Consider the following 17,357-nt stretch of genomic DNA (forward strand, 5'->3'; position numbering starts at 1 on the left):
GGATCAGCCTTTCACCAGCAGGCCGCGGCTGCGCAGCACCCACCGCTCCAGCGGGCTGAAGATCAGCAGGTCGATGGCGATGCCGACGAACAGGATCAGCAGGATGGCCTCGAACACCATCGCCATGTCGCTGGCGGTGCGCGCGTTCTCCAGGAGCTGGCCGAGACCGGTGCCCAGGTCGGGGAAGTTGGCGATGATCTCGGCGGCCATCAGGGAACGCCAGGAGAAGGCCCAGCCCTGCTTCATGCCGGCCACATAGCCGGGCAGCGCGGCCGGCAGGGTGATGTGCCAGGTGCCCTTGACGCCGGTGGCGCCGAGCGTGCGGCCCGCGCGCAGGAACAGCGGGGGCACCTGGTCCACCCCGGACACCAGCCCGTTGGCGATGGACGGCACCGCGCCGAGCAGGATCACCGTGTACATCATGGAGTTGTCCAGGCCCAGCCAGATCACGGCCGGGGGCACCCAGGCGACCGACGGCAGCGACTGGAGGCCGGACAGGATCGGCCCGATGGCCGCGCGCACGAACTTCACCCGCGCCACCAGCAGCCCCAGCGGGGTGCCGATCACCAGGGCGAGACAGAAGCCGAGCAGACCGCGCGAGACGGAGGTCCAGATGTAGCCGAGCAGCTTGCCCTGGAGCCAGTCGTCGCGGAAGGCGGCGAAGACCGCGCCCGGCGTGGGCAGCTTGGTCGGGTCGTCCACGATCTTCAGCGTGATCAGGCCCTGCCACACCGCGAGGACGACGACGATCGCGGCGAGCGGCGGCAGGATCTTGTCGATCAGGGTACGGCGGAAGGGGGGCCGGCCCGGCTGCGTGGTCTCCAGCGCGTCGAGGCCGGCCTCCACGCTGCCCGTGGCCGGGGCTTCGGTGGTGGTCGTGTCAGTGCTGGCCATGGCGGCGGATCTCCCCACGCAGTACTTCGGTGATCTCCAGGGACAGTTCCGCCACGGGCGCGTCCTCGATGCGGCGCGGCTGCGGGATGCCGACCTCCCACGCGCGGGCCACCCGGCCCGGCCGGGAGGACAGCAGCACGACCCGCTGCGCGAGGCGCACGGCCTCGCGCACGTTGTGGGTGACGAACAGCACGGACAGGCCGGTCTCCGACCAGATCCGGGTCAGCTCGTCGTGCAGCACGTCCCGTGTGATGGCGTCCAGGGCCGCGAACGGCTCGTCCATCAGCAGCAGCCGGCTCTCCTGGGCGAGCGCGCGGGCCATCGCGACCCGCTGCCGCATGCCGCCCGACAGTTCGTGCACCCGCTTGCCGTACGCGCCCTGGAGACGGACCAGTTCGAGAAGTTCCTCGGCCTTGCCGCGTCGCTCGGGGCGGGAAACTCCCCGCAGTTTCAGGGCGAGTTCGATGTTCTTCCCGGCGGTCAGCCAGGGGAACAGGGCGTGTTCCTGGAACATCAGCGCGGGGCGGCCGTCGGTGCGGATGGTGCCGGCGGTGGGCTGGTCCAGGCCCGCCACCAGGTTGAGCAGCGTGGACTTTCCGCAGCCCGAGGCGCCCAGGAGGGTGACGAACTCGCCGGGCGCGACATCGAGGCTGATGCCGTCCAGGACGAGCTGGGAGCCGCCCGGCGTGGCGAAGGACTTCGAGACATGCTCAAGGCGTGCGGCGTACTCCACCGACCGCGCGGCCTTGGCGAGGGTCGTGGCCATGGTCGTCACCTCCTGGGACGTCTTCGGGCGGCCGTCAGCTGGTGCCGAGGCCGGCGGCGTCGACCGGGCTCTCGCCCTCGGCCCTGAGCACCTTGTTGAGGATCGTCAGGTCGTAGATCCCCTTGAGGTCCGGCTTCTTCAGCAGGCCGGCCTTGACCGCGTGCGCCGACTCGGTGTCGAGGGTGGCGGCCAGCGGGTCGTCGGTGAACTGGACGGACTTCCACGCCGGGTCGAGCACATCGGCCGGCAGCGCCTTGCCGGAGTCGTCGGCGAGCTGCTTGTTCGCGGCCTGCTTCGCCTGCTCCGGGTTGGCGTTGATCCACTTGTTGGCCTCGACGGACGCCTTCAGGACCGCCTCGACCGCCTTCGGGTGCTCCTTGAGGAACGCCTGGCGCACGATGATGTTGGTGATCACGAACTTGTGCCCCGGCCACAGCGAGGACTCGTCCAGGAGCACCTTGCCGCCCTCGGCGACCAGCTTGGACGCGGTCGGCTCCGGCACCCAGGCGCCGTCGATGGAGCCGGACTTGAAGGCGTCCGGGGTCACCTTGTTGTCGCTGCGGACGACCGTGACATCGCCCTTGCCGCTCTGCGGATCGACCTTCCAGCCCTGCTCCGCGGCCCAGTTGAGGAACGCCACGTCCTGCGTGTTGCCGAGCTGCGGGGTGGCGATCTTCTTGCCCTTGACGTCCTTCAGGGACGTGATCTTCTTCGGGTTGACGACCAGCTTCACCCCGCCGGAGGCCGAACCGCCGATGATCTTCAGGGACTTGCCGTCGGACTTGGTGTAGCCGTTGATCGCCGGGGACGGGCCGATCCAGCCGATGTCGATGGAGCCGGAGTTCAGCGCCTCGATCTCGGAGGGCCCGGCGTTGAAGGTGGCGTACTCGGCCTTGGTGGCGCCCAGTTCCTTCTGGAACAGGCCCTGTTCCCGGCCGACCAGGGCGGTGCCGTGGGTCAGGTTCGGGAAGTAGCCGATCTTGACGGAGCCGAGACCGTCGATCTTCTTCGCCCCGGCGGCGACCTTGGCGGTGTCGTCGCTCTTGGCGTCGGAGCCGTAGCCGCACGCGGCGAGCGTGAGCAGGGGCAGTGCGGCGAGCGCGGCTATCGAGCGGCGCAGGAACGGGGAGTTGAGGGCAGGCACGGGAGGTGTTCCTCTCGTTGGCCCGGCGGGTCACGGTCTCTCAGGTCGTGGCCGGGAGGTCGGCAGGTCTTCGTCTACGGGGGTGGGGGGTGAGGGCGCGCGAGCGGTGCGCGTACGTCAGCGCACACATCGCGCGACCCCGCCCTGCCCGCTGCCGAGGGCGCCGCTGCCGACCCGGCCGCCCTCCTTCGCGAACGTGGAGTAGAAATCGGGGGAGTTCATGCTCAGAAGTCCCAGCCCTCGTCGTCGGCCGCGTCCTTGACGGGCTCCGGTGCGGCGAAGGACTCGCCGACCATGCCCGCGGTCAGGGTGGTGCCGTCGGCGGGGTCGATCAGGATGAAGGAGCCGGTGCGGCGCGAGTCGGCGTAGGCGTCGACGGGCAGCGGTTCGGCGGTACGGATCTTCACCCGGCCGATGTCGTTGGCGGCGAGCCGGCCGGGGTGCGGGTGCAGGGACAGGTCGTCCAGGGTGAGCCGGGACGGGATGTCCTTGACGATCGCCTTGACGGTGCGGGTGCCGTGCTTGAGCAGCACCCGGTGGCCGACGGCCAGCGGCTGGTCGGCGACATGGCACACCGTCGCCTCCACGTCCTGCGTGGTCGGTGGCGCGTCCTTGGCCGGCACGATCAGGTCGCCGCGCGAGACGTCGAGGTCGTCCGCCAGCAGCAGGGTCACCGACTGGGCGGTCCAGGCGACCTCGACCGGCTCGCCCAGCAGATCGATGCCGGAGATCGTCGTGGTCCGCCCGGACGGCAGGACGGTGACCTGCTCGCCGACCCGGAAGCTGCCCGCGGCGATCTGGCCCGCGTACCCCCGGTAGTCGGGGTGCTCGGCGCTCTGCGGGCGGATCACGTACTGCACGGGCAGCCGGGCGTGGCAGTGCGCCAGGTCGTGGCTGACCGGGACGGTCTCCAGGTGCTCCAGGACGGTGGGGCCGCCGTACCAGTCCATGTGCGCGGACGGCTCCACCACGTTGTCCCCGGCGAGCGCGGAGATCGGGATGGCGGTGACCTCCGGGACGCCCAACTCGGTGGCGTAGGCGGAGAATTCCTCGGCGATCGCCGCGAAGACGGGCTCCCGGTAGCCGACCAGGTCCATCTTGTTGACGGCGAGGACCACATGCGGGACGCGCAGCAGCGCGGCGATCGCGGCGTGCCTGCGGGTCTGCTCGACCACCCCGTTGCGGGCGTCGACCAGGATCACCGTCAGCTCGGCGGTGGAGGCGCCGGTGACCATGTTGCGGGTGTACTGCACATGGCCGGGGGTGTCGGCGAGGATGAACCGCCGCCGGGGGGTGGCGAAGTAGCGGTAGGCCACGTCGATGGTGATGCCCTGTTCCCGCTCGGCGCGCAGCCCGTCGGTGAGCAGGGCGAGGTCCGGTCCGTCCTGGCCGCGGCTCGCCGACGCCCGCTCCACGGCCTCCAGTTGGTCGGCGAGCACCGACTTGGAGTCGTGCAGCAGCCGCCCGACGAGGGTGGACTTGCCGTCGTCGACGGAACCAGCGGTGGCGAAGCGGAGCAGCGTGGTGGCCGGCAGCGCCTCGGTCGTGACAGTGCTCATGGCTAGAAGTACCCCTCGCGCTTGCGGTCTTCCATCGCGGCCTCGGACAGCTTGTCGTCGGCGCGGGTCGCGCCCCGCTCGGTGAGCCGGGACGCGGCGATCTCGGCGATCACGGCGTCCAGGGTCGTCGCGTCGGAGTCGACGGCGCCGGTGCAGGACATGTCGCCGACCGTGCGGTAGCGCACCCGGCGCTTCTCCACCGGCTCGTCCGCGCGCGGGCCGCCCCACTCACCGGCCGTCAGCCACATCCCGGCCCGCCGGAACACCTCGCGCTCGTGCGCGAAGTAGATCTGCGGCAGCGCGATGCCCTCGCGGGCGATGTACTGCCACACGTCCAGCTCGGTCCAGTTCGACAGCGGGAACACCCGGACGTGCTCACCGGGCGCGTGCCGCCCGTTGTACAGGTTCCACAGCTCGGGGCGCTGGCGGCGCGGGTCCCACTGGGAGAACTCGTCGCGCAGCGAGAACACCCGCTCCTTCGCGCGGGCCTTCTCCTCGTCCCGGCGCCCGCCGCCGAAGACCGCGTCGAACCGCTCCGACTGGATCTTCTCCGTCAGCGGCAGCGTCTGGAGCGGGTTGCGGGTGCCGTCCGGGCGCTCCTTGAGCACCCCCCGGTCGATGTAGTCCTGCACCGAGGCCACGTGCAGGCGCAGCCCGTGCCGCTCGACCGCGCGGTCCCGGTACTCCAGCACCTCGGGGAAGTTGTGCCCGGTGTCCACGTGCAGCAGGGAGAACGGCACCGCCGCCGGCGCGAACGCCTTCAGCGCGAGGTGCAGCATGACGATCGAGTCCTTGCCCCCGGAGAACAGGATCACCGGGTTCTCGAACTCGCCCGCCACCTCACGGAAGATGTGCACGGCCTCGGACTCCAGCGCGTCCAGGTGCGACAGCGCGTACGGGCTGTCCGTACCGCCCTGGACCCCGGCGAGCGTGGTCATATCAGTCCCTTCTCGCTGAGCAGGGCGGACACGGCGGCCGCGGACTCCTGCACGGTCTGGTGCTGCGACTCGATGCGCAGTTCGGGCGCGGCGGGCTCCTCGTAGGGGTCGTCCACCCCGGTCAGCCCGGTCAGCTCGCCCGCGGCCTGCTTGGCGTACAGGCCCTTCACATCGCGGACGCTGCACACCTCGACGGGCGTCGCCACATGCACCTCCAGGTACGGGGTGGCGTTCTCCTCGTGCCGCTTGCGTACGGCGTCCCGGCTGTCCGCGTACGGCGCGATCACCGGTACGAGTGTCAGCACGCCGTTGCGGGACAGCAGTTCGGCGACGAAGCCGATGCGCTGCACATTGGTGTGCCGGTCCTCGCGGGAGAAGCCGAGGCCCGCGGAGATGAACTCGCGGATCTCGTCGCCGTCGAGCACCTCCACCCGGTGGCCCCCGGCGCGCAGCCGGCCCGCCAGTTCATGGGCGATGGTGGTCTTGCCGGCGCTCGGCAGACCCGTGAGCCAGACGGTGGCTCCGGTGGTCACGTCGTACTCCTGAGTCTGAGGCTGTATTCGCGTCATGTGCCGGGACCGCGACCGGAATTGATGATCCGTCATCCGTGCAGCCCGCATTCGGTCTTGGCGCGCCCCGCCCAGCGTCCGGCGCGCACGTCCTCGCCCTCCAGCACCCGGCGGGTGCAGGGGGCGCAGCCGATGGAGGCGTAGCCGTCCATCAGCAACGGGTTGGTGAGGACGCCGTGTTCGGCGATGTAGGCGTCCACGTCGTGCTGGGTCCAGCGGGCGATGGGGGAGACCTTGACCTTGCGCCGCTTCCCGTCCCAGCCGACCACCGGGGTGTTCGCGCGGGTCGGGGACTCGTCGCGGCGCAGACCGGTCGCCCACGCCCGGTAGTTCTCCAGGCCCTCCTGGAGGGGGCGCACCTTGCGCAGGGCGCAGCACAGGTCGGGGTCGCGGTCGTGCAGCGCCGGCCCGTACTCGGCGTCCTGCTCGGCCACCGTCTGCCGCGGGGTGAGGGTGCGGACGTTGACGTCCATCACCGCCGCCACGGCGTCCCGTGTGCCGATGGTCTCCGGGAAGTGGTAGCCGGTGTCGAGGAAGACCACGTCCACGCCCGGACGCACCCGCGAGGCGAGATGGGCGACCACGGCGTCCTCCATCGAGGAGGTGACGCAGAACCCCGCGCCGAAGGTGTCCACCGCCCAGCGCAGGATCTCCAGCGCGGGGGCGTCCTCCAGCTCACGCCCCGCCCGCTCGGCCAGGGCCCGCAACTCGTCGTCGGTAAGGACGTCCTGACTGCTCGTCACGTCGGCTCGCTCCCTTGGTCGTCGGCCCGGCGCAGGCCCTGCGCGAGCAGTCCGAGGAACTTCAGCTGGAACGCCCGGTTGCACGCCCCGCACTCCCAGGCACCATGGCCCTGCTCGCTGGGCCGCAGGTCCTCGTCGCCGCAGTACGGGCAGTAGAAGGGGGCCGCGCGCTCGCTCACGACAGGGCCTCCTCGTCGGCGCGGGCCGCCCAGACGGCGAACCGCTCGCCGTCCGCGCGCTCGGCGAGATAGCGCCGCAGCACCCGCTCGATGTAGTCGGGAAGCTCCTCGGAGGTGACCTTCAGACCCCGCACCTTGCGGCCGAAGCCCGCCTCCAGGCCGAGCGCGCCGCCCAGGTGCACCTGGTAGCCCTCGACCTGGTTGCCGTCGGCGTCCAGGACCAGCTGGCCCTTGAGGCCGATGTCGGCCACCTGGATCCGGGCGCAGGCGTTCGGGCAGCCGTTGAGGTTGATGGTCAGCGGCTCGTCGAACTCGGGGAGCCGGCGCTCCAGTTCGTCGATCAGCGAGCTGCCGCGCGCCTTGGTCTCCACGATGGCGAGCTTGCAGAACTCGATGCCGGTGCAGGCCATGGTGCCGCGCCGGAAGGTGGACGGGGAGACGGTGAGGCCGAGCGACTCCAGGGCCGAGGACAGCGACTCGACCTGGTCCTGCTCGACGTCCAGCACGATCATCTTCTGCTCGACGGTGGTCCGTACCCGTCCCGAGCCGTGCGCCTCGGCCACCTCGGCGATCTTGGCCAGCGTGGTGCCGTCCACCCGGCCGACGCGCGGCGCGAACCCGACGTAGAAGCGGCCGTCTTGCTGCCGGTGCACCCCGACGTGGTCGCGCCAGCGCTGCACGGGCTGCGCGGGCGCCGGGCCGTCGATCAGCTTGCGCCCCAGGTACTCGTCCTCCAGGACCTGCCGGAACTTCTCCGCGCCCCAGTCGGCGACGAGGAACTTCAGCCGGGCGCGGGTGCGCAGCCGCCGGTAGCCGTAGTCGCGGAAGATCGAGATGACGCCCTCGTGGACGTCGGCGACCTCCGCCAGCGGCACCCAGGCGCCCAGCCGGACGCCGATCTTCGGGTTGGTGGACAGCCCCCCGCCGACCCACAGGTCGAAACCGGGGCCGTGCTCGGGGTGTTCGACGCCGACGAACGCGATGTCGTTGATCTCGTGCGCCACGTCGAGCAGCGGCGAGCCGGAGATCGCGGACTTGAACTTGCGCGGCAGGTTCGAGTACGCGGGGTTGCCGATGACCCGCCGGTGGATCTCCTCGATGGCGGGGGTGCCGTCGATGATCTCGTCCTCGGCGATGCCGGCCACCGGGGAGCCGAGGATCACGCGGGGCGTGTCACCGCATGCCTCGGTGGTGGACAGGCCGACCTCTTCGAGCCGCCGCCAGATCTCCGGCACGTCCTCGATGCGGACCCAGTGCAGCTGGATGTTCTGCCGGTCGGTGATGTCGGCGGTGCCGCGCGCGAACTCCTGGGAGACCTCGCCGATCACCCGCAGCTGCCGGGTGGTCAGCCGGCCGCCGTCGATCCGCACCCGCAGCATGAAGTACTCGTCGTCCAGCTCCTCCGGCTCCAGGATCGCGGTCTTGCCGCCGTCGATCCCCGGCTTGCGCTGGGTGTACAGGCCCCACCAGCGCATCCGGCCGCGCAGATCGTTCGGGTCGATGGAGTCGAAGCCGCGCTGGGAGTAGATCGTCTCAATACGTGTCCGTACGTTGAGACCGTCGTCGTCCTTCTTGAACTGCTCGTTGCCGTTGAGCGGCGTGAAGTGGCCCTGGGCCCACTGGCCCTCACCGCGGTGACGGCTCACCTTGCGGCGGGGCGCTGAGGCGGCGGGGTTCTGTGGGGTGGCGGCCATGGTGGCTACGTCCTTCGGACAGACTACGGACAGGGAGAAGCGGCGCTACAAGCGCTCTGACCTGCACAAAGGTGCTCGCCACGGCAAGGGGTGGGGGCCGTGCGCGGACAGGGGCCGGGTGCGGACCGGGGCAGGGGGACGGCGGTGCTGTAAGGGTCAGCTCGCCGGACAGATGGCGCTGGACATGCGGCCGAGGTCGACGTGCCGCCGACTCACCAAGGCAATTCCAGTTCCAGGCATGACGGCAGCGTGTCACGGCGATCTGGACACAGTCCAGCTTCTTCCGGCATGTGGACACCCTTGTCTCGGATGGCGGGACAAGGGTGGCTTCGCTCACATGTGCCGCGGGGCGGCTTGTCGGGGCAGGTCAGGCGGGGTACGCGCCCGGCCAGGGGCCCGGATTCGGCACGTCCGGCGCCAGCTCGACGTGGGTGTCGTACAGCTTGAAGCCGCGCCGCTGGTAGTTGGCCATGGCGAACTCGCCGTCCTTGTCGCAGGTATGCACCCACACCCGCTTCGTCGGCGTCAGGCCCGGCCAGCGCTCGGCGAGGTCCCAGGCGCGGGCGGTGCCGCGCGCCAGCAGGTGCCCGCCGATGCCGCGACCGCGGAAGGCGGGGAGCAGCCCGAAGTAGAGGATCTCCACCGCGCCCTCGTCCTGCGCCGCCAGCTCCAGGAAGCCGGCCGGGGTGCCGCGGTCGTACGCCACCCAGGTCTCCACGCCGGGCCGTTCCAGCAGTTCACGCCAGCGCGCGTACGGCCAGCCGAGCCGGTCGGTCCAGCGGATGTCCCCGCCGACGGCCGTGTAGAGGAACCGGTTGAACTCGGGCGACGGCACCTCGGCCCGTACGATCCGCACGTCGCCCTCGGGCGCGGCGGCGGGCAGCAGATCGGCCGGGGACGTCTGCTCCAGGTACCAGGTGGTGACGGGAACGCTGCTCATGCGGGCCAGGGAATCATCCCGCCCCGGCCCCTGTCGATCGACCGGCCCCCCGCGCGCGAGGCCGGACAGGGGACGGTCGTACGAGACCGGACCGGGAACGGTCGTACCAGACCGGACCGGGAACGGTCGTACCAGACCGGACCGGCGAACGTTCGCGCAAGGCCGGGCCGGGGGCGAGCGGGCGAGCGCGGCCGGGGGTCAGCCCAGCGACCGGTCGAGTTCCGTCAGCGGCACCGCGAACAGCATCCGGTCGGACAGCGACCACACCTCGCCGGTCTCCCGCCTGTACGACAGCGAGCCCGGTGCCTGCGCCCAGCAGCGGTGCGTGGCGTCCGCGCCGCACTGCGCGGCCTTCGCGCCCTCGGTGTCCTGCCGCCACAGCCCCCCGTGCCCGTCTTGCGAACCGGGCAGCCGTCCCACATACCAGGACGTGCGCGGGGCGCCGGCCTCCCGGTACGACAGCACGCCCCGGATCCCGGTCACCTTCGTCCGGTACTCCTCCACCGCGTCCACCCGGCCCCCGGCGTCCGCGGCGAGCAGCCCCGCGCGGCGCGGGTCGGTGCTGAACGCGTACCGCCACAGCCGGGCGGGCCGGTCGCCGCCGGGGGAGGTCCACTCCGCGGCGACCAGGCTGGGCGGTGCCGTGCCCGCGTCGAGGGAGAGCGCGCCGGGACAGGGCGCCCCGCCGGCCGAGCAGTCGCCCGCGGTGAAGCTGTAGCTGCCGACCGCGGGCATCACGTACCGGTACCCGTCGGCGGACCAGCCGCCGCGCACCCGGCCGATCGCGGGCCCGTCGACCGTGGCGCGCTGGATCCGGTCGAGGTCGTACACGTAGAGCGCCGCGGCGCTGCCCCGCCGGGCGGTGACCAGCAGCTTGTCCCGGTACCAGACCATGGAGGAGACCCGTGAACCGAGGCCCCGGTAGTCGCGCCCGCCGTCCTCGGGCACCACCAGCAGCACCCAGCGGTAGGTGGGGCGGTCCGGATCGTCGGCGTCCACGAAGGCGACACGGGCCAGGCCGCGCTCCGCGCTCGGGCCGGTGCGGGTGGTGTGGGTCCAGCCACTGAGGAGGACCTGGTGGGCGCCCCGCACCCCGTCGTCGCCGGTGTCCCCGGCGGCGGTCACCGAGGCCGGACGCCAGCCCGTGGCGCCGGTGTCGGCGGGGTCCCAGCAGTAGGCGCGGGCGGGGGCGGGCGCGACGGGCAGGGAGGCGCGGTCGGTGTCGGTGCAGCCGGAGCCCTCGCGCAGGGCCCGGTCCGCGCTCGCCAGCACGGCGTCCACACCGACCGGGCGGCCCATCGAGGCGGCCAGCGTGTCCAGGGTGCGGGCGGGCACCAGGTGCTCGCGCAGCCGCAGCAGGCCGGTGTCCGCCGGGGAGGTGAGCGGCTGGAGCGCGCCGGGGCGCTCGGTGACCTGTGCCTGGGAGGTGCTGATCAGGGTGGCGGCCGCGGTCAGGGCCAGCGCGGTCCCGGTCAGTACGGCGCGCAGGGCCGCGCCCCGCCTGCGCCGGCGATGTCTGCCGCGTTGCTTCATGTCGTCCCCTCTTCAGGGCCCTTTCGCTCCGGCGCGCGCCGCCGCCCCGGCCCCCGGCCGGCGCGGGTCAACTGCGCCCGCCGGTCCCTGCGTTGACGCCGCGGTCGGGCCCGTAGGGGATGCTACGGCAGTGACGGTCCGCGCAGGGCGAAGACCCCGCAAATACCCGGAAGTCCCGCCGGAAGTGCCGCGCCCCCGCTGTCACGCGGGCGCCGGACACTCCGTCGGCGGGGCCGTCCGGCGGCGCGCCACCGCCGTCGCCGTGGAGCGGGGCAGCAGGTCACGGGGGTTCTCCGGCAGCACCACCGCGACATCCGCCGCGTCCGAGAAGCGGTACGGCCGATGCTGGAGAAGTCCCCCGAGATAGCGGCGTATCCGCGACATCTCCGCCCGCACCGTCACCGTACGTGACGGGTCTCCGAAGAGGTCACCGGCCAGTTCCGCCGCCCCCCGACCGTCCGGGTGTTCGGTCAGCAGGAACAGCAACTCGGCATGGCGCGGGCTCAGTTCCCGCGTCCACGCGCCCGCGGGGGTGGACGCCGACACGCTCACCGTGGCGCGCTCGGGCCGGGACAGGTCCAGGACGACGCGGGAGGCGGTCGCGGTGCCCGGCTCCTCGTCGGCCCGCAGCAGCCAGCCCTCGCCGAGCGGTTCCGCCGCGCACCAGCCGAGCGAGGGCAGCCACCGGCGGCCCGGCACCAGCGACTTGGGCAGCGTCACCCGCCGCGGATACGGCATCCCGGTCACGGCCGCCGTCCAGCCGTCCCGGTCCACCACCAGCGCCCGCCCGTCCAGCCGGGCCAGCACCGGCGCCGCCACCGCCCGCAGCCGCTCCAGCGAGCCCAGGTGCAGCTCCCGCAGCCGCGCCTCGGCGAGCTTGGCCACCGCGTCCACCCAGGAGAGGGTCGCCGGATGCATGGTCTCCAGCGGGCCGCTCACGTCCACCACCCCGAGCAGCCGGCCGTCCCTGGGATCGGTGATCGGCGCCCCCGTGCACGTCCACGAGGTGTGCGACCGTACGAAGTGCTCGGCGGCGAACACCTGTACCGGCCGCCGTACGACCGCGGGGGTGCCCACCCCGTTGGTGCCGACGACGTCCTCCCGCCAGTCCGCGCCCAGTTCGAAGCCCAGCCCGTCCGCCTTGCGCAGCACCGGCAGGGACCCCTCGCGCCACAGCACCCGCCCGTCCGCGTCGGCGACGACCATGATGTGCTGCGCTTCGTCCGCGACCGACAGCAGCCCCTCGCGCAGCACCGGCAGCACATGCCGCAGCGGCGACTCCTCGCGCCGTCTGCGCACCTCGTCCGGGGGCAGCGGACGGGATCTGAAGTCGCGGTCCGGATCGACGCCGCTGCGCAGCATCCGCCCCCAGGACTGCTCGATCACCGGCCGCGGCGCGAGCGGCGCACGCCGGCCGGTGAGCGCGGCCTCGCGCACCTCGCTCAGCACCCGCGCCGCCCGCACCGCGTCCACGGCGGCCAGGCGCGCCACGTTCATCGGCGGGTTCATCACGGATTCTCCTCCCGGAGACGGGGGCGTACACACTTTTCCGGCCGTCCGGGCGGCGCTTTCCGGTCGGCTGTCCCTCACATACTGCCGGTCCGCGCACGCCGGAGGCACAGACTCCGCGCATGTGCGCCGCCACGTTGCAACCCCCTGCAACCCTGGTGAACCCTCGCATCCCGGCCGAGACTTGACCAGGACGCCCCGCGTGGCGTGCACGGGCCGTACCGAGCCCGTACGGCGGGGGTGGTGCCGTGTCGGCGCGGCACCACCCCCGGCCGGGCACCAGCGCTTTCCGGCCAGCGGACGGTCAACTCCCTTTCTCTTCCCGGTCCTTCAGGAGACCGGCCGCGCCCGCTCCACCACCGGCGCCAGATCCAGGCCCCCCGGCAGCGTGCCGAACGTCCCGCCGTGGTCCCCGCCGAGCCGGGAGGCGCAGAAGGCGTCGGCGACCTGTGGCGGCGCGTGCCGCACCAGCAGCGAGCCCTGGAGCACCAGCGCCAGCCGCTCCGCCAGCCGCCGCGCCCGGCCCTCCGCCCCCTCCAGATCGGCGAGTTCGGTGAACAGGTCCTTCACCGCGCGGTCCAGCCGGTGGTCGGCGCCGTGCGCCCGCCCGATCTCCGTCAGACACGCGTCCAGCGCGCCCGGCTCCCGCTGGAGCGCCCGCAGCACATCGAGCGCCTGCACGTTCCCGGCGCCCTCCACACGGAGTTGAGCGGCGACTCGCGCACCAGCCGGGGCATCCCCGACTCCTCCACGTACCCGTTGCCGCCCAGGCACTCGGCGGCCTCCACCACAACGGGCGGGCACCGCTTGGTGATCCAGTACTTGGCGGCCGGCACCGCGAGCCGCAGGAAGGCGCGCTCCCGCTCGCCCCCGTCGTCGTACGCCGCCGCCAGCCGCAGCGCCAGCGCGGTCGCCGCCTCCGACTCCAGCGCGAGGTCCGCGAGCACAGTGCGCATCAGCGGCTTGTCCAGCAGCCGCCCGCCGAACGCCTCCCGGTACGCGCAGTGGTGCACCGCCTGCGCCACCGCCTGCCGCATCAGGCCCGCCGAGCCGAGCACGCAGTCGAGGCGGGCCGCCGCGACCATCCCGATGACGGCCCGCACCCCGCGCCCCTCCTCGCCGACCCGGCGCGCCAGGGTGCCGGCGAACTCGACCTCGGCGGAGGCGTTGGAGCGGTTGCCCAGCTTGTCCTTCAGCCGCTGGAGCAGGAAGGCGTTGCGGGTGCCGTCCTCCAGGACGCGCGGCACCAGGAAGCAGGTCAGGCCGCCGGGGGACTGCGCCAGCACCAGGAAGGCGTCCGACATGGGGGCGGAGCAGAACCACTTGTGTCCGGTGAGCGCGTAGGCCCCCTCTTCGGCGAGCGGCCGGGCCTCGGTCGTGTTCGCGCGCAGGTCGCTGCCGCCCTGCTTCTCGGTCAGCCCCATCCCGATGAGCGCGCCGGGCTTGCGCGCGGCGGGCCGCGGCTCCGGGTCGTACACCGTGGACGTCACCCGCGGCTCCCAGCGGGCGGCGAGCGCGGGATCGGCGCGCAGCGCGGGCACGGCCGCGTGGGTCATGGACAGCGGGCAGCAGGTGCCCGCCTCGACCTGGGTCCACAGCAGGAACGCGGCGGCCCGGCGCACATGCCCGGCGGGCCGGGTCCAGGCGCCGGTCAGCCCCGCCGAGACGCCCTTGCCGAGCAGCCGGTGCCAGGCCGGGTGGAACTCCACCTCGTCGATCCGGCGGCCGTACCGGTCGTGCGTGCGCAGCCGGGGCGGCTGCTCGTTCGCCAGCCTGCCCCACTCCTGGAGCTGCGCCGAGCCCCCGGCCCGCCCCAGCGCGCTCAGCTCCGCGCGCACCTCGCCGAGCAGCTCGTCCGGCGTGTGCCGCCCGACGGCGTCCACCAGCGCGCGGTCGGCGGCGAAGAGGTCGTAGCCGGCCAGCGGGGGCGGCTGGTTCGTCACGGTGTGGGTGGAGAAGCCTGCCATAGGGCCGAACCTACCCGCAGCGGCGGCGGAACGAGCCTGCGAGGTGCCACCGGGTGGCCGGTCCGGCGGGAGGAAACGGGACAGCCGGGTGCGGGTGGTGCGCGGGCGGGCGCCGGATCGCCCCGCGAGGTGAGGAGGGGCGCTCGCTGCGGATACCTTTGGGTGGTGCAGCCAGCAAGTGATTCCCCCGAACGGCCGGTCGGACGGCTCCACCGGGCCCGCGCTCTCTACCGGAACGTGTCCAAGCGCAGGACCGCCTGGCTGCTGCTCAAGGACACCGTCAACTCCTGCATGGAGTACCGCATCCTCGGCCTCGCCGCCGAGGCCGCGTTCTTCACCCTGCTGTCCGTGCCCCCGCTGCTGCTGTGCCTCATCGGGCTGCTCGCCTACGTGGACACCTGGACCGGCGCGCACACCATCGGCAGCCTGGAGACCAACCTCCTCGACGCCTCCCGTACCGTCCTGTCCGAAAAGGGCGTCAAGGAGATCACCGAGCCGATCCTGCACGACGTCATCAGGGGCGGCCCGCCCGACGTCATCTCCCTCGGCTTCCTGTTCGCCCTGTGGTCGGGCTCCCGCGCGGTGAACGTCTTCATCGACACCATCACCGTCATGTACGGCCTCGACGGCGTCCGGGGCATCGTACGCACCCGGATCATGTCCTTCGTGCTGTTCATCGTGGCGCTGCTGATCGGCTCGGTGGCGCTGCCGCTGATGGTCGCGGGGCCGGACGCGGTGGTCCGGGTGGTGCCCTGGTCGGAGACGGTGGTGCAGGTCCTGTACTGGCCGGTCGTCATCGTCCTGTCCGTCGTCTTCCTGACCACGCTGTACCACGTGTCCGTGCCGGTGCGCTCGCCCTGGATCGAGGACGTGCCCGGCGCGCTGGTCGCCCTCGCGATGTGGGTCTTCGGCAGCTTCCTGCTGCGCATCTACCTCGTGCACACCATCGAGGGCGCCACGATCTACGGCTCGCTGGCCGCGTCCGTCGCCATCATGCTGTGGATCGGGGTGTCCGCGTTCGCCGTGCTGGTCGGCGCGGCGGTCAACGCCGCGATCGACCGGGTCTGGCCGGCCGCCGCCACGGCCGCCGCGCGCGAGGCCAACGAGCGGGTGCGGCGGGCGCAGGTCGCCGAGTACGTCGCCCGCGCCGCGGCGGCCCGCGAGGCCGACCCCGACGACCCGGACATGCCGTCCGAGTTCCCCGAGCGCTGGTCGCGCTTCCTCCCCCCGGAGGACGTCACCTCCCGGCTGCGGACGCATCCGCGCGGCGGCCACGGAGCGCACCGACGGGAACCGCACAAGGAGGAGAAGGGCGGCGGCGCGAAGACCGGCGGCGCGCACGCGGCGGGCGGCGGCTCGCGGACGAACGGGCCCGGACCCCAGGTGAACGGGGCCGGCCCGCAGACCAGCGGAACGGACCGGCAGACCCATGGCACCGGCCCGCAGACCCACGGGACGGGCCCGCAGACCCACGGCGGCCCGCCGCTGCTGCCCGGCCACGGAAACGGCCCCCACCTCCCCGGCAACGGAAACGGCGAGAACCCCTACCGCCAGTGGTGAGCCGGGGGAGGCCGGGGGCCTGAGTGGGCCGGGCTCGCGCCGCTGAACCAGCCACCGGAACCCACCGTCGTCGTATCCACCGCCGTCGTACCCTGGCCCCCATGTACGCGGAGCGGGCCTCCCGGCTGGCCGGGGCGGTGGTGTGGGTCAACGCGCCAAACGCCGGTGGGAGCCACGGCCGGGCCGTGCTGCCCGACGGGTGCATGGATCTGCTCTGGGACGGGGAGCGGCTGCTGGTCGCCGGTCCCGACACCGGCCCCTACCTCCCCGAAGGCCCGCACCGCCGCTGGGCCGGGGTCCGCTCCCAGCCCGGCACCGCACCCGCCCTGCTCGGCGTCCCCGCCCACGAACTCCTCGATCGGCGCGTGGAGTTGGCCGAGCTGTGGCCCGCCGCGCGGGTCCGCCGGCTGCGCGACCGTACGGCGGCGGCCGGCGACCCGGCGCGGGCCCTGGAGGACATCGCGCTGGACCGCACCAAGGCGGCCGGGCCCCCCGACCCCCGGGTGCACCGGCTGGTACGACGCCTCGACCAGGGCACCCCGGTGGGCGACGCCGCCGCCGAACTCGGCCTCGGCGCCCGGACCCTGCACCGCCGCTGCCTCGGCGCCTTCGGCTACGGACCCAAGACCCTGGCCCGCATCCTGCGCCTGCGCCGCGCCCTCGCGCCGGCCCGCGCCGGCGTACCGGGCGCCGAGACGGCGATCCGCGCGGGCTGTGCCGACCAGCCCCATCTCGCGCGCGAGGTGCGCCGGTTGGCGGGCGTGCCGCTCGGGGAACTACTCGGCGGCCGGTAGCGGCGCGAACAGGTCGACGCCGTTGCCGTCGGGGTCGAGGACGATGGCGTACCGCTGCCCCCAGACGGCGTCCCAGGGCCGCAGCTGACCGTGGTACCCGGCGCCGACCAGATCCCCGTACACCCTGTCCGCCTCCTCGGGCGCCCCGCACCGGAAGGCGAGCGAGATCCGGCCCCCGGCGGCGGGCGGGCGCCAGCCGGGGTGGAAGGAGCGGACGGTCTCCTCGCTGTCGAGGGCGAGGGTGAGCCCGCCGGGCAGTTCGGCCTCGGCGTGCGGCAGGGTCTCGGCGCCCTCCGGGAACACCAGGCCGAGGCGGCGGTAGAAGGCGAGCGAGGCGGCCATGTCGGAGGCCACCACGCCGATCAGGGCGAAGTGTGCGGTCATGCGGCCACCGTAGGCAGCGGCCGGGCGGCGGGTCTTGAAGAAATCGGACACCCCGGCCGGCCCGGCCGCACACGACCGGTTCCGTTCCGCCTCCCGCGCTCACCCGGACGGCGGAAGCCGTTGGGCGGATCGGCCCCTTCAGTGACGTTTCTGCGGTGAACGGATTGCGCCATTCCAGTGAGTA

General features: G+C 73.0%; 15 protein-coding genes and 2 pseudogenes. 2 read left to right on the top strand and 15 right to left on the bottom strand.

Annotation, left to right across the window (positions count from 1 at the left end; all coding sequences use genetic code 11):
* Positions 1-3: 3 nt before the first annotated feature.
* The 14 genes and pseudogenes from AC069R_RS07930 to AC069R_RS07995 all read right to left on the bottom strand — a co-directional run bounded on the left by AC069R_RS07930 (position 4) and on the right by AC069R_RS07995 (position 14,435).
* Positions 4-894 (bottom strand): ABC transporter permease, encoded by an 891-nt coding sequence (locus tag AC069R_RS07930; protein ID WP_478765477.1) that lies wholly within the window; start codon positions 892-894, stop codon positions 4-6.
* Positions 881-1,660: an ABC transporter ATP-binding protein gene (locus tag AC069R_RS07935; protein ID WP_478765478.1), complete on the bottom strand. Its 780-nt coding sequence runs from the start codon at positions 1,658-1,660 to the stop codon at positions 881-883. The genes AC069R_RS07930 and AC069R_RS07935 overlap by 14 nt, the downstream gene beginning before the upstream one ends.
* A 34-nt stretch (positions 1,661-1,694) precedes the next feature.
* Complete coding sequence (locus AC069R_RS07940) at positions 1,695-2,804, bottom strand: aliphatic sulfonate ABC transporter substrate-binding protein (protein WP_478765479.1); 1,110 nt, start codon at positions 2,802-2,804, stop codon at positions 1,695-1,697.
* A gap of 224 nt (positions 2,805-3,028) precedes the next feature.
* Positions 3,029-4,363: a sulfate adenylyltransferase subunit 1 gene (locus tag AC069R_RS07945; protein WP_478765481.1), complete on the bottom strand. Its 1,335-nt coding sequence runs from the start codon at positions 4,361-4,363 to the stop codon at positions 3,029-3,031.
* Positions 4,364-4,365: 2 nt separating this feature from the next.
* Entirely contained in the window at positions 4,366-5,301 is a 936-nt protein-coding gene (gene cysD, locus AC069R_RS07950; protein ID WP_478765483.1) for a sulfate adenylyltransferase subunit CysD, read from the bottom strand.
* Positions 5,298-5,870, bottom strand: a complete 573-nt coding sequence (gene cysC / locus AC069R_RS07955) for an adenylyl-sulfate kinase (RefSeq protein WP_478765485.1) — start codon at positions 5,868-5,870, stop codon at positions 5,298-5,300. Before cysC ends, cysD begins: the two co-directional genes overlap by 4 nt.
* A gap of 32 nt (positions 5,871-5,902) precedes the next feature.
* Positions 5,903-6,613, bottom strand: coding sequence for a phosphoadenylyl-sulfate reductase (locus AC069R_RS07960; protein ID WP_478765487.1), 711 nt, complete (start codon positions 6,611-6,613; stop codon positions 5,903-5,905).
* On the bottom strand, positions 6,610-6,792 hold the full coding sequence (locus AC069R_RS07965) for a hypothetical protein (RefSeq protein ID WP_471066550.1): 183 nt from the start codon (positions 6,790-6,792) through the stop codon (positions 6,610-6,612). The genes AC069R_RS07960 and AC069R_RS07965 overlap by 4 nt, the downstream gene beginning before the upstream one ends.
* Positions 6,789-8,486, bottom strand: a complete 1,698-nt coding sequence (locus AC069R_RS07970; protein WP_478765489.1) for a nitrite/sulfite reductase — start codon at positions 8,484-8,486, stop codon at positions 6,789-6,791. The genes AC069R_RS07965 and AC069R_RS07970 overlap by 4 nt, the downstream gene beginning before the upstream one ends.
* Before the next feature lie 156 nt (positions 8,487-8,642).
* Complete coding sequence (locus AC069R_RS07975; RefSeq protein WP_310739661.1) at positions 8,643-8,726, bottom strand: putative leader peptide; 84 nt, start codon at positions 8,724-8,726, stop codon at positions 8,643-8,645.
* 127 nt (positions 8,727-8,853) lie between these two features.
* Positions 8,854-9,426, bottom strand: coding sequence for a GNAT family N-acetyltransferase (locus tag AC069R_RS07980; protein WP_478765491.1), 573 nt, complete (start codon positions 9,424-9,426; stop codon positions 8,854-8,856).
* Positions 9,427-9,624: 198 nt separating this feature from the next.
* Positions 9,625-10,959 carry a hypothetical protein gene (locus AC069R_RS07985; RefSeq protein ID WP_478765492.1) on the bottom strand — a complete coding sequence of 445 codons (1,335 nt, stop codon included), beginning with the start codon at positions 10,957-10,959 and terminating at the stop codon, positions 9,625-9,627.
* A gap of 201 nt (positions 10,960-11,160) precedes the next feature.
* Complete coding sequence (locus tag AC069R_RS07990) at positions 11,161-12,468, bottom strand: GAF domain-containing protein (protein WP_478765494.1); 1,308 nt, start codon at positions 12,466-12,468, stop codon at positions 11,161-11,163.
* 330 nt (positions 12,469-12,798) lie between these two features.
* Positions 12,799-14,435, bottom strand: a pseudogene (locus AC069R_RS07995) (acyl-CoA dehydrogenase family protein).
* Positions 14,436-14,600: 165 nt separating this feature from the next.
* Between AC069R_RS07995 and AC069R_RS08000 the strand changes: the two are divergent.
* Both AC069R_RS08000 and AC069R_RS08005 read left to right on the top strand, forming a co-directional pair.
* Positions 14,601-15,743: pseudogene (locus tag AC069R_RS08000) on the top strand (YihY/virulence factor BrkB family protein); the annotation flags it as partial.
* Positions 15,744-16,096: 353 nt separating this feature from the next.
* A complete protein-coding gene (locus AC069R_RS08005; protein ID WP_478765495.1) occupies positions 16,097-16,789 on the top strand; it encodes a helix-turn-helix domain-containing protein in 693 nt (230 codons plus the stop codon).
* On the opposite strand, the gene AC069R_RS08010 is transcribed toward AC069R_RS08005, so the two are convergent.
* The gene (locus AC069R_RS08010) at positions 16,772-17,173 is read right to left on the bottom strand and encodes a VOC family protein (RefSeq protein ID WP_478765497.1); all 402 of its coding nucleotides are present in this window, start codon (positions 17,171-17,173) and stop codon (positions 16,772-16,774) included. The genes AC069R_RS08005 and AC069R_RS08010 overlap by 18 nt on opposite strands.
* Between the last annotated feature and the right edge of the window lie 184 nt (positions 17,174-17,357).

The sequence above is a fragment of the Streptomyces sp. NPDC043952 genome (assembly GCF_056435325.1).

Coding starts and splice junctions, on each gene's coding strand:
- AC069R_RS08005 (WP_478765495.1), top strand. CDS start 16,097: ATGTACGCGGAGCGGGCCTCCCGGCTGGCCGGGGCGGTGGTGTGGGTC.
- AC069R_RS07935 (WP_478765478.1), bottom strand. CDS start 1,660: ATGGCCACGACCCTCGCCAAGGCCGCGCGGTCGGTGGAGTACGCCGCA.
- cysC (WP_478765485.1), bottom strand. CDS start 5,870: ATGACGCGAATACAGCCTCAGACTCAGGAGTACGACGTGACCACCGGA.
- AC069R_RS07990 (WP_478765494.1), bottom strand. CDS start 12,468: ATGAACCCGCCGATGAACGTGGCGCGCCTGGCCGCCGTGGACGCGGTG.
- AC069R_RS08010 (WP_478765497.1), bottom strand. CDS start 17,173: ATGACCGCACACTTCGCCCTGATCGGCGTGGTGGCCTCCGACATGGCC.
- AC069R_RS07980 (WP_478765491.1), bottom strand. CDS start 9,426: ATGAGCAGCGTTCCCGTCACCACCTGGTACCTGGAGCAGACGTCCCCG.
- AC069R_RS07945 (WP_478765481.1), bottom strand. CDS start 4,363: ATGAGCACTGTCACGACCGAGGCGCTGCCGGCCACCACGCTGCTCCGC.
- cysD (WP_478765483.1), bottom strand. CDS start 5,301: ATGACCACGCTCGCCGGGGTCCAGGGCGGTACGGACAGCCCGTACGCG.
- AC069R_RS07930 (WP_478765477.1), bottom strand. CDS start 894: ATGGCCAGCACTGACACGACCACCACCGAAGCCCCGGCCACGGGCAGC.
- AC069R_RS07970 (WP_478765489.1), bottom strand. CDS start 8,486: ATGGCCGCCACCCCACAGAACCCCGCCGCCTCAGCGCCCCGCCGCAAG.
- AC069R_RS07985 (WP_478765492.1), bottom strand. CDS start 10,959: ATGAAGCAACGCGGCAGACATCGCCGGCGCAGGCGGGGCGCGGCCCTG.
- AC069R_RS07975 (WP_310739661.1), bottom strand. CDS start 8,726: ATGCCTGGAACTGGAATTGCCTTGGTGAGTCGGCGGCACGTCGACCTC.